Origin of the sequence: Candidatus Burkholderia verschuerenii (assembly GCF_001189365.1) — a bacterium.
In the GTDB taxonomy this organism is placed as follows: domain Bacteria; phylum Pseudomonadota; class Gammaproteobacteria; order Burkholderiales; family Burkholderiaceae; genus Caballeronia; species Caballeronia verschuerenii.
This window is the reverse complement of record NZ_LFJJ01000042.1, coordinates 1-23,853: the sequence shown is the minus strand read 5'-3', so window position 1 is coordinate 23,853 and position 23,853 is coordinate 1. Positions and strand designations below refer to the sequence as shown.

23 protein-coding genes and 1 pseudogene are annotated in these 23,853 nt (G+C 62.6%); 20 read left to right on the top strand and 4 right to left on the bottom strand.

Features of this window, described 5'->3' with window-relative positions:
- Positions 1–149: 149 nt before the first annotated feature.
- From BVER_RS10450 to BVER_RS10420, 8 genes are all read left to right on the top strand, one after another.
- Entirely contained in the window at positions 150–1,127 is a 978-nt protein-coding gene (locus BVER_RS10450) for a methyltransferase domain-containing protein (protein WP_050453246.1), read from the top strand.
- Positions 1,128–1,376: 249 nt separating this feature from the next.
- Positions 1,377–1,850: a DUF2244 domain-containing protein gene (locus BVER_RS10445; protein WP_050453245.1), complete on the top strand. Its 474-nt coding sequence runs from the start codon at positions 1,377–1,379 to the stop codon at positions 1,848–1,850.
- 47 nt (positions 1,851–1,897) lie between these two features.
- Positions 1,898–3,502, top strand: a complete 1,605-nt coding sequence (coxB, locus tag BVER_RS10440) for a cytochrome c oxidase subunit II (protein WP_050453244.1) — start codon at positions 1,898–1,900, stop codon at positions 3,500–3,502.
- 103 nt (positions 3,503–3,605) lie between these two features.
- Positions 3,606–5,219, top strand: a complete 1,614-nt coding sequence (gene ctaD, locus BVER_RS10435; RefSeq protein WP_050453243.1) for a cytochrome c oxidase subunit I — start codon at positions 3,606–3,608, stop codon at positions 5,217–5,219.
- A 55-nt stretch (positions 5,220–5,274) separates the two neighbouring features.
- Positions 5,275–5,415 (top strand): cytochrome oxidase small assembly protein, encoded by a 141-nt coding sequence (locus BVER_RS32470; protein ID WP_198155214.1) that lies wholly within the window; start codon positions 5,275–5,277, stop codon positions 5,413–5,415.
- A 1-nt stretch (position 5,416) separates the two neighbouring features.
- On the top strand, positions 5,417–5,986 hold the full coding sequence (locus BVER_RS10430) for a cytochrome c oxidase assembly protein (protein ID WP_083452124.1): 570 nt from the start codon (positions 5,417–5,419) through the stop codon (positions 5,984–5,986).
- Positions 5,987–5,991: 5 nt separating this feature from the next.
- Positions 5,992–6,195 (top strand): DUF2970 domain-containing protein, encoded by a 204-nt coding sequence (locus BVER_RS10425; protein ID WP_050453257.1) that lies wholly within the window; start codon positions 5,992–5,994, stop codon positions 6,193–6,195.
- 79 nt (positions 6,196–6,274) lie between these two features.
- A complete protein-coding gene (locus BVER_RS10420; RefSeq protein WP_050453242.1) occupies positions 6,275–7,132 on the top strand; it encodes a cytochrome c oxidase subunit 3 in 858 nt (285 codons plus the stop codon).
- Between the two features lie 155 nt (positions 7,133–7,287).
- Here the strand turns inward: BVER_RS10420 and BVER_RS10415 are convergent, their stop codons facing one another.
- Entirely contained in the window at positions 7,288–7,497 is a 210-nt protein-coding gene (locus BVER_RS10415; RefSeq protein ID WP_050453241.1) for a twin transmembrane helix small protein, read from the bottom strand.
- Positions 7,498–7,606: 109 nt separating this feature from the next.
- On the opposite strand from BVER_RS10415, the gene BVER_RS10410 reads away from it, so the two are divergent.
- The 5 genes from BVER_RS10410 to BVER_RS10390 are packed head-to-tail and all read left to right on the top strand — an operon-like array spanning position 7,607 to position 11,603.
- A complete protein-coding gene (locus tag BVER_RS10410; protein WP_050453240.1) occupies positions 7,607–8,338 on the top strand; it encodes an SURF1 family protein in 732 nt (243 codons plus the stop codon).
- 19 nt (positions 8,339–8,357) lie between these two features.
- The gene (locus BVER_RS10405) at positions 8,358–8,987 is read left to right on the top strand and encodes an SCO family protein (protein WP_050453239.1); all 630 of its coding nucleotides are present in this window, start codon (positions 8,358–8,360) and stop codon (positions 8,985–8,987) included.
- A gap of 4 nt (positions 8,988–8,991) precedes the next feature.
- Positions 8,992–10,101, top strand: a complete 1,110-nt coding sequence (locus tag BVER_RS10400) for a COX15/CtaA family protein (protein ID WP_050453238.1) — start codon at positions 8,992–8,994, stop codon at positions 10,099–10,101.
- A 9-nt stretch (positions 10,102–10,110) separates the two neighbouring features.
- Entirely contained in the window at positions 10,111–11,016 is a 906-nt protein-coding gene (gene cyoE / locus BVER_RS10395) for a heme o synthase (protein ID WP_050453237.1), read from the top strand.
- Entirely contained in the window at positions 11,013–11,603 is a 591-nt protein-coding gene (locus BVER_RS10390; RefSeq protein ID WP_050453236.1) for an SCO family protein, read from the top strand. The genes cyoE and BVER_RS10390 overlap by 4 nt, the downstream gene beginning before the upstream one ends.
- A gap of 37 nt (positions 11,604–11,640) precedes the next feature.
- Here the strand turns inward: BVER_RS10390 and BVER_RS10385 are convergent, their stop codons facing one another.
- Positions 11,641–11,919: a YciI family protein gene (locus tag BVER_RS10385; protein ID WP_050453235.1), complete on the bottom strand. Its 279-nt coding sequence runs from the start codon at positions 11,917–11,919 to the stop codon at positions 11,641–11,643.
- 211 nt (positions 11,920–12,130) lie between these two features.
- Here BVER_RS10385 and BVER_RS10380 point away from each other — a divergent pair, with 211 nt between their 5' ends.
- Positions 12,131–12,943: a MetQ/NlpA family ABC transporter substrate-binding protein gene (locus BVER_RS10380; protein WP_050453234.1), complete on the top strand. Its 813-nt coding sequence runs from the start codon at positions 12,131–12,133 to the stop codon at positions 12,941–12,943.
- Here the strand turns inward: BVER_RS10380 and BVER_RS10375 are convergent.
- Positions 12,877–13,941: a bifunctional helix-turn-helix transcriptional regulator/GNAT family N-acetyltransferase gene (locus BVER_RS10375; protein ID WP_083452122.1), complete on the bottom strand. Its 1,065-nt coding sequence runs from the start codon at positions 13,939–13,941 to the stop codon at positions 12,877–12,879. The genes BVER_RS10380 and BVER_RS10375 overlap by 67 nt on opposite strands.
- A gap of 337 nt (positions 13,942–14,278) precedes the next feature.
- Here BVER_RS10375 and BVER_RS10370 point away from each other — a divergent pair.
- The 5 genes and pseudogenes from BVER_RS10370 to nagE all read left to right on the top strand — a co-directional run bounded on the left by BVER_RS10370 (position 14,279) and on the right by nagE (position 21,743).
- A pseudogene (locus BVER_RS10370) lies at positions 14,279–15,015 on the top strand (GntR family transcriptional regulator).
- 181 nt (positions 15,016–15,196) lie between these two features.
- Positions 15,197–16,300, top strand: a complete 1,104-nt coding sequence (gene nagA, locus BVER_RS10365; RefSeq protein WP_050453233.1) for an N-acetylglucosamine-6-phosphate deacetylase — start codon at positions 15,197–15,199, stop codon at positions 16,298–16,300.
- The gene (locus tag BVER_RS10360) at positions 16,293–17,300 is read left to right on the top strand and encodes an SIS domain-containing protein (RefSeq protein WP_050453232.1); all 1,008 of its coding nucleotides are present in this window, start codon (positions 16,293–16,295) and stop codon (positions 17,298–17,300) included. Before nagA ends, BVER_RS10360 begins: the two co-directional genes overlap by 8 nt.
- A gap of 11 nt (positions 17,301–17,311) precedes the next feature.
- The gene (ptsP, locus tag BVER_RS10355) at positions 17,312–19,900 is read left to right on the top strand and encodes a phosphoenolpyruvate--protein phosphotransferase (protein ID WP_050453256.1); all 2,589 of its coding nucleotides are present in this window, start codon (positions 17,312–17,314) and stop codon (positions 19,898–19,900) included.
- Positions 19,901–19,952: 52 nt separating this feature from the next.
- Positions 19,953–21,743, top strand: a complete 1,791-nt coding sequence (gene nagE / locus BVER_RS10350; protein WP_050453231.1) for an N-acetylglucosamine-specific PTS transporter subunit IIBC — start codon at positions 19,953–19,955, stop codon at positions 21,741–21,743.
- Positions 21,744–21,877: 134 nt separating this feature from the next.
- Here the strand turns inward: nagE and rpoH are convergent, their stop codons facing one another.
- Positions 21,878–22,813 (bottom strand): RNA polymerase sigma factor RpoH, encoded by a 936-nt coding sequence (rpoH, locus tag BVER_RS10345; RefSeq protein ID WP_050453255.1) that lies wholly within the window; start codon positions 22,811–22,813, stop codon positions 21,878–21,880.
- Between the two features lie 352 nt (positions 22,814–23,165).
- Between rpoH and BVER_RS10340 the strand changes: the two genes are divergently transcribed.
- Positions 23,166–23,732, top strand: coding sequence for an acyloxyacyl hydrolase (locus BVER_RS10340; RefSeq protein WP_050453230.1), 567 nt, complete (start codon positions 23,166–23,168; stop codon positions 23,730–23,732).
- Positions 23,733–23,853 lie beyond the last annotated feature (121 nt).

Sequence of the window (23,853 nt, the reverse complement as noted above, 5' to 3'; positions counted from 1 at the left end):
GCGGGCATCGGCCAAGACAAGCGAACGGCTTTCACGATAACGACCCGTACCAGAACGATGCAGCGCCACAGATAACGCTTATAAGGGCGGTTGCGGCGGCTTATTTCGAGACGACCGAGTATACTTCGCGTTCTCCGCAGAAAACCGTCATGTCCTCACCGTCTCCCAAAACTAGCCGACCGGCCTATGATCCGCGCCGTTTGCGCGAGATCTTCGACTGTCGCGCCGCCGAGTTCGACGACGTCGCGTTCCTGCCGCGCGAGATCGCGTCGCGGATGCGCGAGCGGCTCGAGTACATCAAGGTCGTGCCGTCGCGCGTGCTCGATGCGGCGTGCGGCGCGGGCGCGGACTTGCCGGGCTTGCGCGAGCGCTTCGCGGAGGCATCGGTGACGGGTGTCGATATTTCGTCCGCGATGCTCGCACGCGCGCGCCTGGCCGAATCGGCCGATGCCGAAGGGGGCGCGGGCTGGCGGCGCTTTCTGCCCAATACGCTCGCGAAGGCATTCGGCGCGCGCGGCCCGCAACTCGCGCAGGCGGATTTTTCGGCCTTGCCGTTCGCGGGCGGCGCGTTCGAACTGCTGTGGTCCAATCTCGCGCTGCACTGGCATGCGCGTCCCGATCTGGTTTTCCCTGAGTGGCAGCGCGTGCTGAAGGTCAACGGCCTGTTGATGTTCAGCACCTTCGGCCCCGATACGCTGCGTGAACTCGCCGCCGCGTATCGCGAAGCGGAGCGCACGCTCGGTCTCGACGCGCAGGCTCACACGATCGACTTCGTCGACATGCATGATCTCGGCGACATGCTCGTCGAGAGCGGTTTCGAGATTCCGGTGATGGATCAGGAAGTCCTGACCATCACGTACAAGTCGCCCGAATCGCTGTTCGCGGACGTCACGCGCTGGGGCGCGTATCCGTTCCTGCGCGCCGACGCGATGCGTCCCGCCGACGCGGAAGCCTTGCGCCGCGCGGTTCACGCGAATCTGGACGCGCTACGCCGCGACGACGGCACGATCCCGCTCACGTTCGAGGTGATTTACGGTCACGCGTGGAAGGCCGTGCCGCGCCAGACCGCGGAAGGACATGGCATCGTCCGGCTGGAAGATATAGGGCGTGGCCCGAAGAAACGGTAATCAGGAAGCGCTGAAAGGTTTTGCCCGAGTGGGAAAGAGGGCTGTCGTTATGTCAGAAATTTCCGCTCAAAAGTGGCGCGAAAAGGTGCGTCAAAACGGCGCAGAGGCTTGTGGCATATGGCTTTGCGACGTTATGACCCTTGCTTGTGGTAGCAAACCTATCCGCCTATAATGCGTCAGTTTGTCGCCCGAACTGACACAAATTTGGGCAAAATCCGAGCGAATTTGTGAGGATTGGTGGAGGCAGCGATGCATGCAAGCCACGCACTGACAGATTCCGAGCCGCTCATCAAGGACTGGCTGATGAAGCGGAATTGTTCTGTGTCGCCCCGGCAATTCGTGGGTTTTTACGTGTCGCTCGCGCTGGTTTCCATCGCAATCGCGACATCGCTGTTTTTGAATGGCGCCTGGCTGGTGCTGCCGTTCACCGGAATCGAGTTGACGGTCGTTGGGGTCGCGTTCGTGATCTATGCGCGGCACGCCGTCGATTTCGAGCGTATCCGGCTGTATCAGAACCGGTTGTTGATCGAGCAGATGAACGCCGCAGAGTTGACGCAGTTCGAGTTCAATCCGCGCTGGGTGCGGGTCGAAACGGGCGCGACGCCGAGGGAGCCGCTCACGATCGTATCGCGCGGTCAGTCGGTGAAGATCGGACAACACCTTGCACAGCATCGTCGCAAGCAATTTGCTGCCGAGTTGCAGGCGTCGCTGAGACGCCTTTGAGAGGAGCCGGCAAGCCAGCACGATGCCCACGGGGGTCGAGGGTTTGAATGGAAATTTTGGGTAAGGATGCTATGAAAACAATCAAGCGAGCCCTCTCGGGCGTGCTGGCGGCAGGCGCACTGCTGAATGCCGGCGCGGCCCTGGCGGTCAATAACAGTCCTGGCGGCCCCGCTGTTAACGAGCTGAACTTTCAGCCGCCCGTGACGAAGATCGCCGAGGAGCTCTACGGCCTCCATATCTTCATGCTCATCATCTGTACCGTCATTTTCATCGGCGTGTTCGGGGTGATGTTCTATTCGCTGGTCAAGCATCGCAAGTCCAAGGGTTTCAAGCCCGCCAACTTCCATGAAAGCACGACGGTCGAAATCATCTGGACCATCGTGCCATTCATCATCGTCATTCTGATGGCGCTGCCGGCGACCAAGGCCGTCGTCGCGATGAAGGACACCTCCAACGCCGATCTCACCGTGAAGGTCACGGGTTATCAGTGGAAGTGGGGCTACGACTACGTGAAGGGCCAGGGCGAGGGCATCAGCTTCCTGTCGACGCTCTCCACGCCGCGTAGCGAAACCAACGGCCAGAAGCCGATCTCGGACCTGTATCTGCAGGAAGTCGACAACCCGCTAGTGGTGCCGGTCGACAAGAAGATCCGCATCATCACGACCGCGAACGACGTCGTTCACTCGTGGTACGTGCCGGCGTTCGGCGTGAAGCAGGATGCGATTCCCGGCTTCGTGCGCGACACCTGGTTCAAGGCGGAGAAGGTCGGTACGTATCGCGGCTTCTGTACGGAACTGTGCGGCAAGGAGCACGCGTACATGCCGGTCGTGGTCGAAGTGCTGTCGGCCGACGACTACGCGAAGTGGGTCGATGGCCAGAAGAAGAAAATGTCCGCTTCCGCCGACGATCCCAACAAGACCTACACGATGGACGAGCTGAAGACGCGCGGCCAGCAGGTGTATTCGTCGAACTGCGCGGTCTGCCACCAGCCGACCGGCAAGGGCGCGGGCCAGTTCCCGGCGCTCGACGGCTCGAAGGTCGCGAACGGTCCGATCGCGGGTCACGTGAATATCGTGCTGCACGGCAAGGGCGCGATGCCGCCGTGGGCGTCGACGCTGAACGACGTGGAAATCGCCTCGGTCATCACGTTCGAACGTAATTCGTGGGGCAACCACACCGGCGACATTCTCCAGCCGAAGCAAGTGGCCGACGCACGCAACGGCAAGATGCCGGAAGGGGGCGATCACACGGCGGCAGCGCCGGAAGCGGCCAGCGGCGCGGCGTCGGCATCGACCGAAGCGAGCGCTCCGGCAGCTCCGGCTGCGGCCAGCGGCGAACAGGCCGCGGGTTTGCCCGCCAGCATCTACTTCGAGACGGGCACGCTGCCCGCCGACGCAAACAACGCAGTGCAAGCCGTCGCCTACGCCAAGGCGCATCCGGACGCGAAGCTCTCTCTGTCCGGCTTCACGGATGCGAGCGGCGGCGCCGACCTGAACGCCGATCTCGCCAAGCGCCGCGCGCAAGCCGTGCGCGACGCGTTGAAGGCAGCAGGTGTGTCGGAAGATCGCATCGTGTTGAAGAAGCCCGAGTCGGTCACGGGTGGCACGGATGCGAAGGAAGCTCGCCGCGTCGAAATCAGTCCGGCTGCTTGACATGACCCAATCGCGCTCTTCATTCGCTGCCAAACAGCAACCGAAGAGCCGATGGGAAAGCCAGGTGCCCCGACCCGAGTATTTGCTTTAGGAGATCATTGTCATGTCTAGCATCGGACACGATGTAGGCGCGGGTCACGACCACGCGCACGACGACCACGCGCACGAGTTGCCGACAGGTTGGCGCCGGTGGCTTTGGGCCACCAACCACAAGGACATCGGTACGCTGTACCTGTTGTTCTCTTTCATCATGTTCCTGTCCGGCGGCGTCATGGCGCTGGGCATTCGCGCGGAGCTGTTCGAGCCGGGTCTGCAGATCATGCGTCCCGAGTTCTTCAACCAGCTCACCACCATGCACGGCCTGATCATGGTGTTCGGCGCGATCATGCCGGCTTTCGTCGGCTTCGCGAACTGGATGGTGCCGCTGCAGATCGGCGCATCGGACATGGCCTTCGCGCGGATGAACAACTTCAGCTTCTGGCTGCTGCCGGTCGCGGCCGTGCTGCTGGTCGGTTCGTTCTTCGTGCCGGGCGGCGCAACCGCCGCGGGCTGGACGCTCTACGCACCGCTTTCGACGCAGATGGGCCCGGGCATGGACTTCGCGATTTTCGCGGTCCACATCATGGGTGCGTCGTCGATCATGGGCGGTATCAACATCGTCGTGACGATTCTGAACATGCGCGCGCCCGGCATGACGCTGATGAAGATGCCGATGTTCGCGTGGACGTGGCTGATCACCGCGTACCTGCTGATCGCCGTGATGCCGGTTCTGGCAGGCGCGATCACGATGGTGCTGTTCGATCGCCACTTCGGCACGTCGTTCTTCAACGCGGCGGGCGGCGGCGATCCGGTGATGTACCAGCATATCTTCTGGTTCTTCGGTCACCCCGAGGTGTACATCATGATCTTGCCGGCGTTCGGGATCGTGTCGCAGGTGATTCCGGCGTTCTCGCGCAAGCCGCTGTTCGGCTATAGCTCGATGGTGTACGCAACTGCATCGATCGCGATTCTGTCGTTTATGGTGTGGGCGCACCACATGTTCGCGACCGGCATGCCGGTGACGGGCCAGCTGTTCTTCATGTACGCGACGATGCTGATCGCCGTGCCGACGGGCGTGAAGGTGTTCAACTGGGTCGCGACGATGTGGCGCGGCGCGATCACCTTCGAAACCCCGATGCTGTTCGCGATCGGCTTCCTGTTCGTGTTCACGATGGGCGGCTTCACGGGCCTGATCCTGTCGATGGCGCCGCTCGATATCCAGATGCACGGGACGTACTACGTGGTGGCGCACTTCCACTACGTGCTGGTGGCGGGGTCGCTGTTCGCGCTGTTCTCCGGGTGGTACTACTGGTCGCCGAAGTGGACCGGCTGGATGTACAACGAGATGCGCGGCAAGATCCACTTCTGGGCGTCGATGATCTTCTTCAACATCACGTTCTTCCCGATGCACTTCCTGGGTCTGGCCGGCATGCCGCGCCGCTACGCCGACTACCCGGCCCAGTTCACGGACTTCAACCAGATCGCGACGATCGGCGCGTTCGGTTTCGGTCTGGCGCAGGTGTACTTCCTGTTCGCGGTCGCGCTGCCGACGTATCGTGGCGGCGGCGAGCACGAGAAGGCGTCGAACAAGCCGTGGGATGGCGCGGAAGGCCTCGAATGGACCGTGCCGAGCCCGGCGCCGTTCCATACCTTCGAGAATCCGCCGACGGTTGAATAAGTAATTAGGCGCTGCGAGGCGCATCCCGCCTCGCAGCCCGCATCACATAGAAAGCATGGCCCCGAATCCACCAAAAAGACGTACCCGCGAGGAAATCCGCGCGGGCAACAAGCGGCTCGGAATCATCATGGTGTTGATTGCCGCCGTCTTCTTCGTGGGTATCGTCGTCCATCAGTACCTGTTGTCGCGAGGTTAACGTGTCGACACCGCAAGAAACGCATATCGACCGCTCCTTCAACCGGTCGATGCTGGTGAAACTCTTCGTCGTCGCGGCGATGATGTTCGGTTTCGGCTTCGCGCTGGTGCCGATGTATCGCGCGATCTGCCAGATCACCGGCATCAACAACCTCGTGCAGAAGGATGTCGGCGCGCGCGAGGCGAAGAACACGCAAGTGGACATGAGCCGCAGCGTTTCGATCGAATTCGATGCGAACGCCCGCGGCCCGCTGGAATTCAAACCGGAGCAGAACTCGCTGGACATTCACCCCGGCGAAGTCATGACGGTGATGTATCAGGTGACCAACGATCAGGGCCGCACGGTGAAGGCGCAAGCCATCCCGAGTTACGCGCCGAAGCAGGCCACCGAGTACTTCAAGAAGATCGAGTGCTTTTGCTTTACGCAGCAAACGCTGTTGCCGGGGGAGACGAAGCGCATGCCGGTGGTGTTCGTCGTCGATCCGAAGCTGCCGAAGGACGTCAAGACGATCACGCTGTCGTACACGTTCTTCGAGCTGGACGCGCCCAAGTCGGTCGCGAAGGGAACATGAACGTCATGAACGCAGAAATGCCGAACAAGGGCGGTTTCCTGAAGCTCGTGAAAGCGGTCTTCTGGTCGTTCTTCGGCGTGCGGCGGCGCGCGGATCTGGAAAGCGATGCAGCGCAGCTCAAGCCGCTGCATCTGATCGCGGCGGGCGTCATCGGCGCGGTGCTGTTTATCGTTGTGCTGCTGGTGGTCGTGCGCGCGGTAGTGGGATAGACGGAACATCGCGCGGCGGCAAGTGCGGCTCGATGGAAAAGAAAACTCAAGCAACCAGGATAGAAGTGGAGAATCAACAATGAGCGGTCAAAACGAGAGCCCGTATTACTTCGTGCCGCATCCGTCGCGGCATCCGATCATGGCTGCGTGCGGCCTGCTGGTGATGCTGTCGTCGCTCGCGTCGTGGGTGAACGGCCATAGCTTCGGGCCGATCGGTACGTTCGTCGGCCTGCTGTTCCTGCTCTTCGTGCTGTGGCACTGGTTCGGCGACGCCATCTCCGAATCCGAAGGCGGCATGTACGGCAAACGCGTTGACACGTCGTATCGCTGGAGCATGAGCTGGTTCATCTTCTCCGAAGTGATGTTCTTCGCGGCCTTCTTCGGCGCATTATTCTACGCGCGCCAGATCGCGCTGCACGAACTCGGCAGCCTCGATTACAAGCTGATCTGGCCGGATTTCAGCGCAGTCTGGCCGAACAACGGTCCCGCCGCGCTCGTCCCGCATTTCCGCGCGATGGTGCCGTGGCCGCTGCCGACCATCAACACGGCGCTGCTGCTGTCCTCGGGTGCGACGCTGACCGTGGCTCACCATGCGATTCGTGAAGATCATCGCAAGAAGGCGATTGGCTGGATGGCCGCGACGGTGCTGCTCGGCGTGATCTTCCTCTTCTGCCAGGGCTACGAATACTTCCACGCGTACAACGAACTGAACCTGACGCTGTCGTCGGGCGTGTACGGCTCGACCTTCTTCCTGCTGACGGGCTTCCACGGTTTCCACGTGTTCCTCGGCGGCACGATGCTGGCAGTCGTGATGGTGCGTCTGATTCGCGGCCACTTCACGGCGGAGCATCACTTCGCGTTCGAAGGCGCCGCGTGGTATTGGCACTTCGTCGACGTCGTGTGGCTCGGGCTGTACGTCGTCGTGTACTGGCTGTAAGTGTTTCGAGGGCATCGCGCGAGAGATTCGCGCGAGCCGCAGTGAGATGTGCCGCGACGCCGCCCGGGATTGACTTTCGGGCGGCGTCGTGCTTTTTAGAGGGTCAGGAGACGCGCTGCGACAATAGGCGGAATGTGAATCGCGATTGCGCCGCGTTATCGTCCGATGGGAATGCCGCTCGTCTGAATCCAGCCCATCCAGTGTGCGAACAGGATGAACAGGAACAGCGAGATCGACAGCCCGACGCGCGCGGCGAGCGACCACACCATCCGCTTGGTCCGGCCCTTGTCGGTCATCATGAAATACAGCGCCGACCCCAGGCTGCAGAGGATCAGGATGAAAGCGATAGCGACGAAGATGTGCATGAAACCAGCCAGCGTGTTGCCCGGATACTTCAGCGAGCAGTATTGAATTGAACTATCTCATTATCTCACTCGATGCATCGCTCCGTGCGCCGTGGGCCGGGAGCGCCCGATGAAGATTCGCCTCTGGCCGACGATCCTGATTCTCATCGTCGTCGCGGTGACGGTGCGGCTGGGCTTCTGGCAGCGCGATCGCGCGCATCAGAAGGAAGCGCTGAACGCGCATATCGTCGCGTTCGAGAATGCGCCCGCGCAGCGCGTCGGCGCGAACGCGCTGCCGTTGAAGGACATCGAATTTCATCGAGTGGAGGCGCGCGGAGAGTTTATGCCGGAACGCGTGGTCTATCTCGATAATCGTCCGTATAACGATCAGCCGGGCTTTTATGTCGTGATGCCGCTTAAACTCGAGGGCGGCGGCGTCGTGCTGGTGAATCGCGGCTGGCTGCCGCGCAATCTGTCGGATCGCACGGGCATTGAGCCGTACGACACGCCGAAGGGCATCGTCGATGTGAAAGGCATCGCCCGCGCCAATGCGTCGCAGGCGTTCGAGCTCGGACACGGCGGATCGGCGGCGCATCAGGAAATCCGCCAGAACCTCGACGTCGAATCGTATGCGAAGGAAACCGGCCTCGCGCTGCAGCCCTTCGTGATCCAGCAGACCAGCGACACCGGCGACAAACTCGTGCGCGACTGGCCCGCGCCGACGGTCGGCGTCGAACGAAACTACGGCTACATGTTCCAGTGGTGGGGCATGGCGGCGGCGGCGATCGGCTTCGGCTTGTACGCCGCGCGTCGCGCCGCGAAGAAAGGCAACGCCGTCGCCGACGACGAAGCTCACGCCTGAACAGGACAGAAATCGACGTATGCAAACCCAATCGCGCCAAGCGCCTCGACCGGCGAAGAAAGGCTCCTGGAACAACGGACGCTGGATGCTCCTGCTGCTCGCGCTGGTGTGCGCGGCGCCGGTGATCGCCTCGTATTTGATGTATTACGTGTTCAAACCGGCGGGCGGCACGTCGAGTTACGGTACGCTCGTCGAGCCGCAGCGGCCGATTCCGGCCCAACTCGTCGTCACCGACGAAAAGGGGCAGAGCATGCCGCTCAAGTCGCTGGAAGGCAAATGGCTGATGATCACGGTTAACGGCAGCGACTGCGACGAGCAATGCGCGACGCGTCTGTACTTCATGCGTCAGGTGCGCGTGCTGCAATCCGGCGAACGCGAGCGCGTGGTCAACGTCTGGCTGCGCACGGACGATAAACCGGTCGCCGATCGCATCAAGACGGCGTATCCGCAGCCGGACACGCGCATGCTGGTCGCCGACGAAAAAGCCGTCGCCGCGTGGCTGCCCGTCGACGACGGCACCAAACTCACGGATCACATCTTTCTGGTCGATCCGAACGGCAATCTGATGATGCGCTTCCCGAAGAATCCCGATCCGAAGAAGATCAACGCGGACGTGGCGAAGCTGTTGAAGTGGTCCCGCATAGGTTAAAAGCATGTTTCTGGTACAACTCGGGCTGATCGGCATTTGTATTGCGCTGCTGCCGCTTTCCTACGTCTGGGCGAAAGCCGACGACGACAAATTCCGCAAGCTCGTCTGGCTGACCACCTTCCTGACGCTCGACCTGATTATGTTCGGCGGCTTTACGCGCCTGACCGATTCCGGTCTCGGCTGTCCGGACTGGCCGGGCTGCTACGGCACGTCGTCGCCGTTTATCGCGCATGCGGAAATTGCGGCCGCGCATCTGGCGATGCCCACCGGGCCGGTTAGCATGGTGAAAGCGTGGATCGAGATGCTGCATCGCTATTTCGCGATGGCGATCGGCGTGCTGATCATCGCGCAGACGGTGATCGCGTGGACGGCGCGCATCAAGAAGCGTCCGCTGCACGTGTCGCCGTGGTGGCCGACCGGCATTCTCGGGCTGATCGTGCTGCAAGGCGCATTCGGCGCGTGGACCGTCACGCTCAAACTGCAACCGGTGATCGTCACGACGCATTTGCTGCTCGGACTCGCGCTGCTCGGCGTGCTCGGCTGGCTCGCGGCGCGCATGACGCCGATTCCATCGCTCGATTCCGCCGCCGCCCGCTGGATGCCCGCCGCAATGTTTGGCCTCGTGCTGCTCGTCGTGCAGATCGCGCTGGGCGGCTGGGTCAGCACGAATTACGCGGTGCTCGCCTGCACGGACTTCCCGCTGTGCAACGGCCAATGGATTCCGCCGATGAACTTCGAGCACGGCTTCCACCTCTGGCGCGCGCTCGGCATGACCGGCGACGGCGACGTCATCTCACAGGACGCGCTTGTGGCGATCCACTGGACGCATCGGACGTTTGCGATCGTCGTCGTTCTGTACTTGCTTTGGCTTGCGTCAAGGTTGCGTCGATTCGAGTCTCTGCGAAAGCCCGCGAACGGCGTATTGTTCGTCATCGTCGTACAGTTTTTTACAGGCCTCTCGAATATCGTCCTGCAATGGCCGCTGCCGATCGCGGTGGCGCACAACGGCGGGGCCTCCATCCTGTTGCTGCTACTCGTTATGTTAAACTTTCGAATCTCTTCTAGCCGTCCCGGCCGCGCCACGCTTCCCGCGCGCGACGTCGTTTCAGCGTGACTCCACATCATGGATAGCACGACACTCAATTCCCCTCTCGGCAGCCGCGTCCAGCAATATCTCGCGCTGACCAAGCCGCGCGTCACGCAACTCGCCGTGTTCTGCGCCGTCATCGGCATGTTTCTGACCACGCCCGGCATGGTGCCGTGGGACAAACTCGTCGGCGGCGCGGTCGGCATCTGGCTGCTGGCCGGCGCCGCATTCGCGATCAACTGTCTCGTCGAGCAAAAAGTCGATGCGAAGATGCGCCGCACCGCGTGGCGTCCGTCCGCGCGCGGCCAGATCACGCCGACGCAGATTCTGACGTTCTCGGCCGTGCTCGGCGGCATCGGCATGTGGACGCTCTACACGTTCACCAATCCGCTCACGATGTGGCTGACCATCGCCACGTTCGTCGGTTACGCCGTGATCTACACGCTGCTGCTCAAGCCGTACACGCCGCAGAACATCGTGATCGGCGGTGCGTCGGGCGCGATGCCGCCCGCGCTCGGCTGGGCGGCCGTCACCGGCCACGTTCCCGGCGATGCCTGGATTCTCGTGCTGATCATCTTCGTGTGGACGCCGCCGCATTTCTGGGCGCTGGCGCTGTATCGCCGCAAGGACTACGAGAACGCCGGTCTGCCGATGCTGCCCATCACGCACGGCGAGAAGTACACGCTGCTGAACATCTTCCTGTACACGCTGGTGCTGTTCGCGGTCACGCTCATGCCGTATATTTCCGGCATGAGCGGCGTCGTGTATCTGGCAAGCGCGGTGGCGCTCGGCGCGGGGTTCATCGGTTACGCGTGGAAGATGTATCGCGATTATTCCGATGCGCTGGCCCGCAAGACGTTCCGCTACTCGATCATCTATCTGTCGCTGCTGTTCCTCGCCTTGCTGGTCGATCATTACGTGCGCACGGTGATCGGCGCATGACGGTCTTTTTGCGTCGTGCCTTCGCGCTGCTGGTCTGCGCGGTCTTGCTGGCTGCCTGCGATAAAGCGCCCGATTTCAAGAACCTCGATATCACCGGCAACAAGCAGTTCGGCAGCGACTTTTCGCTGCCCGACACGACCGGCAAGACGCGCACGCTGGGCGATTTCAAAGGCAAGGCCGTCGTGCTGTTCTTCGGCTACACGCATTGCCCCGATGTCTGTCCGACGACGCTCGCCGAACTGTCGCAAGCGCTGCAACAACTCGGCGACAAAGCGAAGGACGTGCAAGTCCTGATGGTCACCGTCGATCCCGCCCGCGATACCGCGCCGCTGCTCGGCCAGTACGTGCAGGCGTTCAATCCGACCTACATCGGTTTGCGTCCCGCGAGCGATGCGCAACTCGAAAAGGTCGCGAAGGACTTTCGCGTCTACTACGCCAAGTCGGCCGGCAAGACGCCCGGCGATTACACGATGGATCACACCGCCGCGAGCTACGTCTTCGACAAGGACGGCAAGCTGCGACTCTTCGCGCACGACGGGCAGGGCGTCGAGCCGTGGGTACACGATCTGAAAATCCTGCTCGACTGATTCACGCGAACGCGGCCCACATGGGCCGCTTTTCATTTCAGCGCTCGGCGAACGGCTCCGGCAACTTCCAGCCCGGCGCGAGCCGCGTCGCCTTGAATTCGGTGATGTCGTAATGCGCGAGTTTCTGCTGCGCAAACGGATCTTCCGCGACGATCTCATCGAGCTTGTCGCGCTCGATTCCCGACGCGATGATCACGCCGCCTTCGCGCGGCATCTTCGGCCCCGCCATCACGAACACGCCCGCCTCGAAATAGCGCGTCAAATATTCGCGATGCGCCTCGAGCGCGTCGGTGTAACGCAGGTTGATCACATACATGGTGCTGCCTCCGGTACGTGGCGAATGCCGCGTTTCGTGACTTTGTGTCGCGATTTTATCCGCACAACGAAACGCGTGATATCCACATGAGCATTCTGTATTTCCCCTCGCACCAAAGCCGTGCGAACATTCGCCACCTCGGTTCACACAATGAGCCGATGGCGGTTCAGGCAATCCCGCGGTCATTGATCCGCATCGAAACAGGAACACCATGCAGCGCAGAAACTCGCTCAAAGCACTCCTCGCCGTGGCGGCATCGGCCGCGTTCTTCACGAGCATCGCCGCGCACGCGGACGACAAGGTCATCAAGGTCGGCACCATCAGCGGCCCCGACGCGCAAATCTGGCAAGTCGTGCAGAAGGTCGCGAAGCGCGAAGGCCTCAATGTGAAGGTCGTCGAATTCAACGATTACGTTCAGCCGAACGCCGCGCTCGACGCCGGCGATCTCGATGCGAACAGCTTCCAGCATCAGCCGTATCTCGATAGTCAGATTAAGCAGCGCGGCTACAAGCTGATCAACGCGGGTCTCACGTATATCTCGCCGCTCGGCGTGTATTCGAAGAAGCTGAAGTCGCTGAAGGACTTGCCGCAAGGCGCGAAGGTCGCGGTGCCGAACGATCCGTCGAATAAGAATCGCGCGTTGCTGTTGTTGCAGACGCAAGGCGTGATCAAGCTGAAGGCGGGCGCGGGCACGAACGGCAACAACGCGACGCCGCTCGATGTCGCCGACAATCCGAAGAAGATCAAGCTGGTGGAACTCGACGCCGCGCAATTGCCGCGCACGCTCGCCGATGTCGATGCCGCCGCGATCAACACCAACTTCGCGCTGGCCGCCGGCCTGCAACCGACGAAGGATGCGATCGCGCTGGAGGATGTACACAGCCCGTACGCGAACCTGATCGCCGTGCGCGCGAAGGATAAGGATCAGCCGTGGGTGAAGAAACTCGTCGCGGCGTATCAGTCGGAAGAGGTGCGGCAGTTCCTGAAGAGCGAGTTCAAGGGCTCGGTCGTGCCGTCATTCTGATTGACGCAAAAGCAGGATAAAACCCTGAACGGCGTTCTTCGGAACGCCGTTTTCATAACTAGCTGCCTATAGTCAGCGTAGACCTTTCGCAACTCGCGCCGGAACATCACGCCTTGTCGGCCTTCCTGCACGGGCTTGAATCCGGCGTGCATAAAGAGGCCGCACAGATCGACGTGCGCTTCCGACATATGATACACCACGTTGTCATACCCCGCGCCGTGCGCGAAGTTCGTGCAGGCGGCCACGAGTTGCGCGCCGAGACCGCGACGCCGCGCGCTCGGCTCGACGAACAGCAGATCGATGCGCGCCAGCGATTCCGTTTCCGCCATCAGCACCGCCGCGCCGATACGCGCCGCGCCGCTCTGTTCCGCCACCCAGCAGGCGATCCGTTGCGTGTTCGATTGCATGGCCGACAGAAAGCGCGCGACGGCCGTCGCCGCGTAGCTTTCGCTGCTGAGATTGGAGCGCTGCGCCGGCACGAGATGCGCGTGACGTTCGATCATCCAGCCGAAATCGCCGACGCGCGGACTGCGCAGGCGCGTATCGACGGCGCCACGCGCTTCCAGCGACAGCAGGCGCTCGATATCGGACATGGCCATGATGAGTTGCTCGATTTCGCCCGGATACAGGCGGCTGAGCAGCGAAGTGGTTTCGGCGGAGATATGCAGGTCGATTTCATCGACAGCGGCTTTGGCGTCGTCGGTGATCCTAAGCAGATGGGCGCGCCCGTCGGCCTCGTTCTTGGTGCGCACGACGAGTCCGAGTTTCTGAAAGTTGGTGATTAACCGGCTGAGATAACCGGTATCCAAACCTAGATTGCGCGATAGATCGGCGGCAGTGGTTGCTCGGTCGTGCGCCAATTCATGCAGGATGCGGACTTCAGTCAGCGAAAAATCGCTCTTATGAAGTCGTTCGTGCAATGCGCCCGCGTGGCGCGCATAAAAGCGGTTGAAATGCCTTACGGCTTCCGCGGCCCGACTCGGATCTGAACAGACCATCTGCCTCTACTCTCTCACGTGTTTGATTATAGTTTGGGGGTCGAATTAGTTGCGAATCCGAACTAACGAGCCATTGTGCCAAAGAAAGCACGGTCGTGCTAATGGTAAAAGACTTAAAAAAGACTGAGAAATCAGCAGACAGACCACTTGCGGGCCGCGAATGGTTGATTGGGGAAAATACTGAGACCGGATGTGCTGCCTCGAATCTGCAAAAGTTTTTATAAGTAATAGATTTTAATAAGTTTTTGCCAATTGTCATGAAGCTTTGCGAGAGGTTTGACTGGTATTATGTTGGTTATATAATGGACTCCGATTCGAGGCGCGCTGGAACTCTCGCATGCAAAGAAGCTGGCACGATCTAACGCCCGACGACCGGAGCGACACACCGCTATATCTTCAACTGGCTTCGCGGCTCGCGGCGGCCATTCATGGTGGCAGTTGGTCGGCCGGCGAAGCGCTGCCTTCGGAACGAACGTTGTCGGAAGGCGTGGGCGTTTCGCGTATTACGGCGCGCAAGGCTATTGCGCTGCTTGTCGAACAGGGATTAATCCGACGAGTGCGCGGGGCGGGCAGTTTTATTACGCCGCGCGTGAGCGATCCGCTGACTCGTTTGATCGGCTGTAGCGAAATGCTCGAACAACGCGGCTTCAAGCCCGATTCCGTCTGGCTTGATCGCGGACTGAGAGCCGCGAGTCGCGACGAATCCATGCGTCTCGGGCTGATGCCCGGCGCGTCCGTCGCGAGTCTGCGCAGATTGCGTCGCGCGGACGGCGCGGTGATGGCGCTGGAACAATCGGCGCTGCCGGTTGCGGTGGTGCCGGATCCGCTGGTGATCGGCGCGTCGCTCTATCGGTATCTGGAGGCGCGCGGGCAGGCAGTCGTACGGGCGTTGCAACACTTTCGGGCGGTCAATGCCGGCGCGGACATCGCCCGGCTGATGGGCGTCGCGCCGCAGGCCGCGCTGCTGGTCATCACGCGGATCGGCTCTACTCGGCGGATCAGCGCGCCATCGAATTGACGGATACCTACTGCCGCGACGATTACTACGATTTCGTCGTGGAGCTGCACCGGTAAGCGCCTGCCATCAGGCATCGCGCGCATGACGTAACGAAGCAACACGAAAGCACGAACGAGAATCAGAGGACCCAGGCACGCCAGTCGCACGCCGCGCACGTCTATTGCGCGGCAGCCTGTTCGCAGCATGGCGCGAAGGGCGCTGAACCTCACCACGCATCGCGTACTTCCAGAGAACTTCATGCTTAAAGGAAATATCCTCACGACGGACGGCTGGATCAACGGCACGGTCAGCGTCGAGAACGGGCGCGTGATCGCGCTCGAAGGTCATATCGCCGATCCGCTCGCGAACGACGATCCGTACATCCTGCCCGGCTTCATCGATCTGCACGTTCACGGCGGCGGCGGGCGCGACATCATGGAAGGCGGCGACGCAGCCGATACCGTCGCGCGTCAGCACGCGCGCCACGGCACCACGAGCCTGCTCGCCACCACCATGACCGCGCCGCGCGACGAACTCATGCAGGTCGTCGCCGGTCTCGGCGAACAGGCCAAACGCTGCGCTGCCGGCAGCGCGCGCGTGCTCGGCGTGCATCTCGAAGGCCCGTATATTAATCCCGGCAAACTCGGCGCGCAACCGGACGCGGCCGCCGTCGCCGTGCGCGACGAGGTGCTGAAGTACCTCGAACTCGCGCCGATCCGCGTCGTCACCATTGCGCCGGAAATCTCCGGGCATCTCGACATCATTTCGGAAATGGCATCGCGCGGCGTGCGCGTGCAGCTCGGCCATTCGCTCGGCACCTATGACGACGCTGTCAACGCGCTCAAGCACGGCGCGCGCGGCTTCACGCATCTGTTCAACGCGATGTCGCCGCTGCATCACCGCGATCCGGGCATGGTCGGCGCGGCGCTCGCGCACGCCGAATATGCGGAACTCATTCCCGATTTGCTGCACGTGCATCCGGGCGCGATCCGCGCCGCGATGCGCGCCATTCCGCGTCTGTATGTCGTGACCGACAGCACGTCGGCGGCCGGCATGCCCGACGGCGAATATCGTCTCGGCAGCCAGCACCTGACCAAATGCATGGGCGGCGTGCGTCTCGCGGACGGCACGCTCGCCGGCAGCACGCTCACGATGGATCAGGCACTGCGCAATCTCGTTTCGCTGGGCATTCCGCTCGCGGATGTATCCAATCGCCTGTCGCGCTTTCCCGCCGACTATCTCGGACTCGAAGACCGCGGCCGTATCGCGCGCGGCGCGTGGGCCGATCTCGTCGTGCTCGACCGGGAACACGCGCTGACGGCCACGTATGTCGAAGGAGAATCAATTGTCGAATATGCTTAACGAGGCGCTGGAGTCCGCGAATGTCGTCGCGGCCCAGCTCGCCGATACCTCGCACATCGAGGAACTCGCGGTCAAATTGCGCGAACAGCCGCGCCATGTCGCGCTGACCGTCGCGCGCGGCAGTTCCGACCACGCCGCCAGCTATTTCGCCAGCCTGACGATGAGCCGCCTCGGCGTGCCGGTCGCCTCGCTGCCGATGTCCGTCGCCACGCTCCAGCAAGCGCCGTTGCGCGTGTCGGGCCAGCTCGCGGTCGCGTTCTCGCAGTCGGGCAAGAGCCACGATCTGGTCGGCACGATGCAGGCGCTGCGCGACGCGGGCGCGTTCACGGTCGCGGCGGTCAACGTCGCGGGCTCGCCGCTCGAAACCGCGTGCGAATACTATCTGCCGCTGCTCGCCGGGCCCGAACTTTCCGTCGCCGCCACCAAGAGCTATATCGCGATGCTGTCGCTGTCGGCAATCGTCATTGCGCACGTTCAGCGCGATCACGAATTGCAAAACGCGCTCAGCTCGCTGCCCGACGCGTTGCGCGCCGCCGGCAAGCTCGACTGGTCGCGCGCCGTGACCGAACTGAAGGACGTCGATCGCATGATCGTGGTCGGGCGCGGGCTCGGGCTCGCCATCGCGCAGGAAGCGGCGCTGAAGCTCAAGGAAACCTCGGGCATTCAGGCCGAAGCGTTTTCCAGCGCGGAAGTGCGTCACGGCCCGATGGAAATCATCGATCGCGACTATCCGCTGCTCGTATTCGCGCCGCGCGGACCGGAACAGGCCGGGCTGATCCAGCTCGCCGCCGATATGCGCGCACGCGGCGCACGCGTGCTGCTCGCCGCGCCCGACGACGTGCCGGAAGCCGAATTGCCGCTGGTCGCGACTCAACATCCGGCGCTCGATCCGATCGCCGCGATTCTTTCCTTTTACGTGATGGCCGCGAATCTGGCCGCCGCGCGCGGGCGCAATCCCGACGCGCCGCGTCACCTGAACAAGGTCACCGAAACCCATTGAGCGAGAAGACGATGCGTCGTGCCGAGGAGTCTCTGTTGAATCATTCCCCCGATAACGCGAACGATGTCGTTCTGCTCGCGCCGTTCGCCGGTCCCGTCGTGCCGCTCGCCGACGTGCCCGATCCGGTGTTCGCCCAAGGCATGTTCGGCGATGGTATCGGCATCGATCCGCTCGATAACGTGCTGGTCGCACCGTGCGATGGCGTCGTCACGCATCTCGCGCGCACCCATCACGCCGTGACGCTGCGCACGCCGTACGGCGCGGAAGTGCTGGTGCATATCGGCATCGATACGGTCGAACTGGGCGGCGAAGGCTTCGCGCCGATGGTCGAGCAGGGCGCGTCGGTGCGCGCCGGTCAGCCGCTCATCGAGTTTAACGCGGATTTCGTCGCGCAACACGCGCCGAGCCTCGTGTCCGTGATCGCGATCGCCAACGGCGATGCCTTCGACGTGATCGATCGCGCCGGTCGCGGCGTGCTGAAAGCGGGCGCGCGTCTGCTGGTGCTGCGCGCGAAGGACGGCGAAAAAGCCGAAGTCGCGCGTTCGGGCGCGATGGTGCTGGAAGAAGCGCGCCGCAGTCTCACGCTGGGTCACGCGGGCGGTTTGCATGCGCGTCCGGCAGCGCGTGCGCGCGAAGCGGCGCGCGGTTTCGACGCCAAGGTAGAAGTGCGTTACGCGGGCAAGAAGGCGCCGGTGGAAAGCGTCGTCGGTCTGCTCGGTTTGGGCGCGGGCGAAGGTTCGACGATCGAACTGGTCGGTATCGGCTCGCAGGCGCAGCAGGCGGTCGAAGCGGTCGCCGCCGAACTGTTGCGCGCGGCGCACGGCGAAGTGGAAGAATCGCCTGCGCGCGCGAAGTCGCCCGCGCCGGTCGCGGTGGCGCGCGCATCGGGCGAACCGCTGCCGCCGAATACGCTCGCGGGCGTGTCGGCGTCGCCGGGAATCGCGGTCGGCACGCTGGTGCGCTGGGACGATCAGGACATCGTGCCGCCGGAACAGGCGAGCGGTCCGTCGGCGGCGGAAAGTCGCGCGCTCGATAAAGCCATCGCGCAAGTCGATGCCGAACTCGACGAAACCGTGTGCACCGCCTCGCAACGCGGCGCGGTCGGCGAAGCGGGGATTTTCGCGGTGCATCGCGTGTTGCTGGAAGACCCGACGCTGGTCGACGCCGCGCGCGATCTGATCAGCCTCGGCAAGAGCGCCGGTTTCGCGTGGCGCGAGGCGATCCGCGCGCAAATCGCGCTGCTGAACAACGTCGACGACGAACTGCTCGCGGAACGCGCGGCGGATCTGCGCGATATCGAAAAACGCGTGCTGCGCACGCTCGGCCTGACCAACACGGCCGCGCGCGAATTGCCCGCCGAAGCCGTGCTCGCGGCGGTCGAATTCACGCCGTCCGATCTGTCCTCGCTCGATCGTCAGCGCGTCACGGCGCTCGTGATGTCGCGCGGCGGCGCGAAGTCGCATGCGGCGATCATCGCGCGGCAGATCGGCATTCCGGCACTGGTCGCCATCGGCGATGCGCTGCACGCCATTCCGGACGGCACGCAGGTCGTCGTGAACGCATCGGCGGGACGGCTCGAACACGCGCCGACCGAACTCGACGTCGAACGCGCGCGCACCGAACGCGATCGGCTCGCGGGCGTGCGCGAGGCGAATCGCAAGTTGTCGAAGGAAGCGGCGTCGACCAAAGACGGCCGGCATATCGAAGTGGCCGCGAACATCGCCACGCTCGACGACGCCAAAGCCGCCGTCGAAAACGGCGCGGACGCGGTCGGCTTGCTGCGCACGGAACTGCTGTTCATCCATCGTCAGGCGGCGCCCACGGTCGACGAACACGCGGAAAGTTATCAGGGCATTGTCGATGCGCTGCAAGAACGCACCGCGATCATCCGCACGCTGGATGTCGGCGCGGACAAGGAAGTCGATTATCTGACGCTGCCGCCTGAGGAAAATCCGGCGCTCGGCCTGCGCGGCATTCGTCTCGCGCAAGTGCGTCCCGATCTGCTCGACGATCAGCTGCGCGGTCTGCTCGCGGTGAAGCCGCTCGGCGCGGTCCGCATTCTCCTGCCGATGGTCACCGATTCCGGCGAACTGCAACGCCTGCGCGTTCGTATCGACGAACTCGCGCGCGAAATGGGCCGCACGGAACCGATCGAAGTCGGCGTGATGATCGAAGTGCCGTCCGCCGCCTTGCTCGCCGATCAACTCGCGAAGCACGCGGATTTCCTCTCGATCGGCACCAACGATCTCACGCAGTACACGCTCGCGATGGACCGCTGCCAGCCCGATCTCGCCGCCCAATCCGATGGCCTGCATCCGGCCGTGCTGCGCCTGATCAAGGCGGCGGTGCAGGGCGCGGAGAAGCACGGCAAATGGGTCGGCGTGTGCGGCGCGCTCGGCGGCGATCCGGTCGCGGCGCCCTTGCTCGTCGGCCTGGGCGTGACCGAACTGTCGGTCGATCCGGTGTCGGTGCCGGGCATCAAGGCGCGTGTGCGCAATCTCGATTACCAACTGTGCCGTCAGCGCGCCGAGGATTGCCTCGCGCTCGAATCGGCGCAGGCAGTAAGAGCGGCCAGCCGCGAAATCTGGCCGCAAGACTAACCCTGCAGTCCCCGAAGCAGTCACGACAAGACTTATATTTTTGGAGAACCCGATGGACGCCAACCCGTTTGCAAAAATGCAGCGACTAGGCCGTGCGCTGATGCTGCCGATCGCCGTACTACCGGTGGCCGGCCTGCTTCTGCGACTCGGCCAACCCGATGTCTTCAACATCAAGATGATCGCCGACGCCGGCGATGCGATCTTCACGAACCTGCCGCTGTTGTTCGCTATCGGCGTGGCGGTGGGTTTCGCGAAGGACAACAACGGCACGGCGGGTCTCGCCGGCGCGATCGGTTATCTCATCGAGATCGCCGTGATGAAGGACATCAACGACAAGCTCAATATGGGCGTGTTGTCGGGGATCGTCGCCGGTATGGTCGCGGGTTATCTGTACAACAAGTACAAGGACATCAAGCTGCCCGAGTACCTCGCGTTCTTCGGGGGGAAGCGCTTCGTGCCGATTGTCACGGGCGTCGCGTGTCTGGTGCTCGGTATCGTGTTCGGGTACGTCTGGCAGCCGATTCAAGGCGCCATCGACATGGCCGGCAACTGGCTGACGACGGCCGGCGCGCTCGGCACCTTCGTGTTCGGCGTGCTGAACCGGATTCTGCTGGTCACGGGTCTGCACCACATCATCAATTCGCTGGCGTGGTTCGTGTTCGGCTCGTTCACGCCGCCGGCGGGTGGCGAAGTTGTGCACGGCGATTTGCACCGCTTCTTCGCGGGTGATCTCACCGCGGGCGGCTTCATGACCGGCTTCTTCCCGATCATGATGTTCGGTCTGCCGGCCGCGTGTCTCGCGATGTTCCACGAAGCACCGAAGGAACGCCGCGCGGTCGTCGGCGGCCTGCTGTTCTCGATGGCGCTGACCGCGTTCCTGACGGGCGTGACCGAGCCGATCGAATACAGCTTCATGTTCCTCGCGCCGGTTCTGTACGCAATTCACGCGGTGTTCACCGGTTTGTCGCTGGCGATCTGCTCGGCGCTTGGCGTGCATCTGGGCTTCACGTTCTCGGCAGGCGCGATCGACTACGTGCTGAACTACGGCCTGTCGCAGCGCGGCTGGCTGGCGATTCCGATCGGCCTGGTCTACGGCATCATCTACTACGGCCTGTTCCGCTTCTTTATCCGCAAGTTCAATATGGCGACGCCGGGCCGCGAACCCGCGATGACCGATGCCGAAATCGAAGCGACCGGCGCAATCGGTGGTGGCGTAATTTCGCCGCTGCCGGGCGCGGCGTCGGCCAACTCCCGTGCCGCGCGCTACATCGCGGCGCTGGGCGGCGCGTCGAATCTGAGCCTGGTCGATGCCTGCACGACGCGTCTGCGGCTGTCGGTGGTCGATGCGGAGAAGGTGTCGGAAGCGCAGTTGAAGAGCATCGGCGCGCGCGGCGTGCTGAAGCGCGGCACGACCAGCGTGCAGGTGATCATCGGACCGGAAGCGGATTTAATCGCCGATGAAATTCGCGGCGAATTGGAGCACTCGTCGACGCGCGGCGCGACGCCTGCATCGTCGGCTCCGGCTCAACCGGTTGCCGCTGCTGCCGTGAGCGCAGCCGATCAAACCGCCGGTCCGCTCGATCCCGATCCGCTGCGCTGGCTCGCGGTGTTCGGCGGCGCGACCAACGTCGTCTCGCTCGATGCCGTGGCCGCGACGCGTCTGCGCGTGGTCGTGCGCGATCCGTCATCGGTGGATCGTCAGCGTCTGTCGTCGCTCGACGTGGCGTGGGTGTCGGCGGATACGTTCCATATCGTCGTGGGCGCGGCGGCGCAGCGCTATGCAGCGCAAATGGCGACGCGTCTGACCGGCAACGGCGGCGGCGCAGCGCCGATGCCTGCGTAAGCGCACACGCGAAGCACTACGAAAATCGGCGTCTTCGGACGCCGATTTTTTTTGGATGCGTCTCTAAGCGGAAATAAAAAAGCCCGCCATCTTTCGACAGCGGGCTTTTACCTTCTCTTTCAACGCGCTAGGCGTTACGCATATTCATTCAGCGCCGAACGCATCTTCTTCATCGCGCTCGCCTCGATCTGGCGAATGCGCTCAGCCGACACACCGAATTCGTCGGCCAGTTCGTGCAGCGTCATGCCGCCCGATCCGTCGTCCTGCACGTCCAGCCAGCGCGCCTTGATGATGCGGCGGCTACGCTCGTCCAGCTTCTCCAGAGCTTCGGTCAGGCCATCGCTTTGCAGCTTGTCGAACTGACGCGCCGCGATGACGTTGGTCGGTTCGTCGTGCGAATCCGCCAGATAGGCGATGGGCGCGAACGCTTCCTCGCCGTCCTCGACCTGACCTTCGAGCGCGATATCGCCGCCCGACAGACGCGTTTCCATCTCCACGACTTCTTCGCGCTTGACGTTCAGCTCGTTCGCGAGCCCTTCGATCTCGTCCGGCGTGAACGCCGACGTACCGGTCTTGTGGCTGCGCAGGTTAAAGAACAGCTTGCGCTGTGCCTTCGTGGTCGCGACCTTCACCATGCGCCAGTTGCGCAGGATGTACTCGTGAATCTCGGCCTTGATCCAGTGCATGGCGTAGGACACCAGGCGCACGTTTTGCTCGGGGTCGAAACGCTTCACGGCTTTCATCAGGCCGATATTGCCTTCCTGAATCAAGTCCGCGTGCGGCAGGCCGTAGCCGAGATAGTTACGGGCGATCGACACGACCAGACGCAGATGCGACAGCACGAGCTGGCGCGCGGCGTTCAGGTTGCCGTTGTCGCGGAATTCGGTGGCGTACTGACGTTCCTCCGCCTGCGAAAGCATCGGAATACGGTTCACTGCCTGAATGTAGGAATCGATGTTGCCGATCTGGCCGGTCAGCATCGACGACTGTGCGTACGTCAGCGCGCCTGCCGAAGATGCCTTGGCAGGTGCCGAGCTCAACACATTCGGAAGGGTCATCGCATTGGTCACGCTCATAAGCTCCTTATCAACAATTCGCTCGCCGCTTAACAACTGCGGAAAGCCAGTCACGATATTAGCACTCCCGCCCAGCGAGTGCTAAGTGTTAGAGGGATGCTGAATGTGAGAGTTCCCACAAAGCTATCGGCTTGGCGGGATTCATAGCGGAAATCGGCTGACGAAAATCGTCGTATTTACCGATTCGCAGGTTCGATTCGCATGAGTTACCGCAATTGTGCGGCGCGAAGGCAGATTATTCAAATAAATGGGATGTGTTCGGCCGTTTGTGCAACTATATCGGCGCGGCACTACAATCGCCGGGTTCAGTTCGGCATATGAAACACAACCCATACTTGGGGTGCTCATGCAGAAAAATAAAGGTCTCCGGCGCAACAAATTTGCACAAGCCGCACTTGCGCTGACACTGGGCCTCGCTTCTGCCGCCGCCCACGCCGATCGCTGGGGCGTGCAGTTCGCGGGAGGCGTCGCGAATCACGATATCAAGAAGGCCGATGTCGGCGTCGTGTGGGACCCCGGACTGACCTGGTGGGAAATCGGCGGTTTCCACTTCACGCTGCTGGGCGAAGGCCACGTTTCTTATTGGCATACGACCGAAGACAACGCGGTGCACCCGAACATCTGGGAATTCGGCCTGACGCCGGTGCTGCGCTTCGTGAAGAGCTCGGGCTATATCCGGCCGTTCATCGAGGCGGGCGTGGGCGTGCGGCTGCTGTCGCATACGCGCATCACGAACGACTTCAGCGTGTCCACGGCGTTCCAGTTCGCGGATATGGTCGGCGTCGGCGCGATCTTCGGCGAGCATCAGAACTATCAGGCGGGCTTCCGTTTTCAGCATCTTTCGAACGCCAGTATCAAAGAGCCCAATCCTGGTATAAATTTCAGCCAGGTTTATCTGCAATACAACTTCTGAGTGCGCCGGTAGACCGGCAAGGAGTAGGTGGTGAAAGTCCACTGCGATGAAGGAGTAGCGAACCACATCGGCCCCGAGCCGTGCGCAGGTCACCGCGAGGTGATCGGCGAAGCGTCGGCAG

What these genes read in the sequence shown, in the direction of transcription:
- BVER_RS10410 (WP_050453240.1), top strand. Translation starts at nt 7,607, where the DNA reads ATGAAGATTCGCCTCTGGCCGACGATCCTGATTCTCATCGTCGTCGCG.
- BVER_RS10390 (WP_050453236.1), top strand. Translation starts at nt 11,013, where the DNA reads ATGACGGTCTTTTTGCGTCGTGCCTTCGCGCTGCTGGTCTGCGCGGTC.
- BVER_RS10400 (WP_050453238.1), top strand. Translation starts at nt 8,992, where the DNA reads ATGTTTCTGGTACAACTCGGGCTGATCGGCATTTGTATTGCGCTGCTG.
- BVER_RS10375 (WP_083452122.1), bottom strand. Translation starts at nt 13,941, where the DNA reads ATGGTCTGTTCAGATCCGAGTCGGGCCGCGGAAGCCGTAAGGCATTTC.
- cyoE (WP_050453237.1), top strand. Translation starts at nt 10,111, where the DNA reads ATGGATAGCACGACACTCAATTCCCCTCTCGGCAGCCGCGTCCAGCAA.
- BVER_RS10405 (WP_050453239.1), top strand. Translation starts at nt 8,358, where the DNA reads ATGCAAACCCAATCGCGCCAAGCGCCTCGACCGGCGAAGAAAGGCTCC.
- nagA (WP_050453233.1), top strand. Translation starts at nt 15,197, where the DNA reads ATGCTTAAAGGAAATATCCTCACGACGGACGGCTGGATCAACGGCACG.
- BVER_RS10360 (WP_050453232.1), top strand. Translation starts at nt 16,293, where the DNA reads ATGCTTAACGAGGCGCTGGAGTCCGCGAATGTCGTCGCGGCCCAGCTC.
- ptsP (WP_050453256.1), top strand. Translation starts at nt 17,312, where the DNA reads ATGCGTCGTGCCGAGGAGTCTCTGTTGAATCATTCCCCCGATAACGCG.
- BVER_RS10450 (WP_050453246.1), top strand. Translation starts at nt 150, where the DNA reads ATGTCCTCACCGTCTCCCAAAACTAGCCGACCGGCCTATGATCCGCGC.
- BVER_RS10425 (WP_050453257.1), top strand. Translation starts at nt 5,992, where the DNA reads ATGAACGCAGAAATGCCGAACAAGGGCGGTTTCCTGAAGCTCGTGAAA.
- BVER_RS10420 (WP_050453242.1), top strand. Translation starts at nt 6,275, where the DNA reads ATGAGCGGTCAAAACGAGAGCCCGTATTACTTCGTGCCGCATCCGTCG.
- BVER_RS10385 (WP_050453235.1), bottom strand. Translation starts at nt 11,919, where the DNA reads ATGTATGTGATCAACCTGCGTTACACCGACGCGCTCGAGGCGCATCGC.
- BVER_RS32470 (WP_198155214.1), top strand. Translation starts at nt 5,275, where the DNA reads ATGGCCCCGAATCCACCAAAAAGACGTACCCGCGAGGAAATCCGCGCG.
- BVER_RS10340 (WP_050453230.1), top strand. Translation starts at nt 23,166, where the DNA reads ATGCAGAAAAATAAAGGTCTCCGGCGCAACAAATTTGCACAAGCCGCA.
- BVER_RS10415 (WP_050453241.1), bottom strand. Translation starts at nt 7,497, where the DNA reads ATGCACATCTTCGTCGCTATCGCTTTCATCCTGATCCTCTGCAGCCTG.
- coxB (WP_050453244.1), top strand. Translation starts at nt 1,898, where the DNA reads ATGGAAATTTTGGGTAAGGATGCTATGAAAACAATCAAGCGAGCCCTC.
- ctaD (WP_050453243.1), top strand. Translation starts at nt 3,606, where the DNA reads ATGTCTAGCATCGGACACGATGTAGGCGCGGGTCACGACCACGCGCAC.
- BVER_RS10445 (WP_050453245.1), top strand. Translation starts at nt 1,377, where the DNA reads ATGCATGCAAGCCACGCACTGACAGATTCCGAGCCGCTCATCAAGGAC.
- BVER_RS10380 (WP_050453234.1), top strand. Translation starts at nt 12,131, where the DNA reads ATGCAGCGCAGAAACTCGCTCAAAGCACTCCTCGCCGTGGCGGCATCG.
- nagE (WP_050453231.1), top strand. Translation starts at nt 19,953, where the DNA reads ATGGACGCCAACCCGTTTGCAAAAATGCAGCGACTAGGCCGTGCGCTG.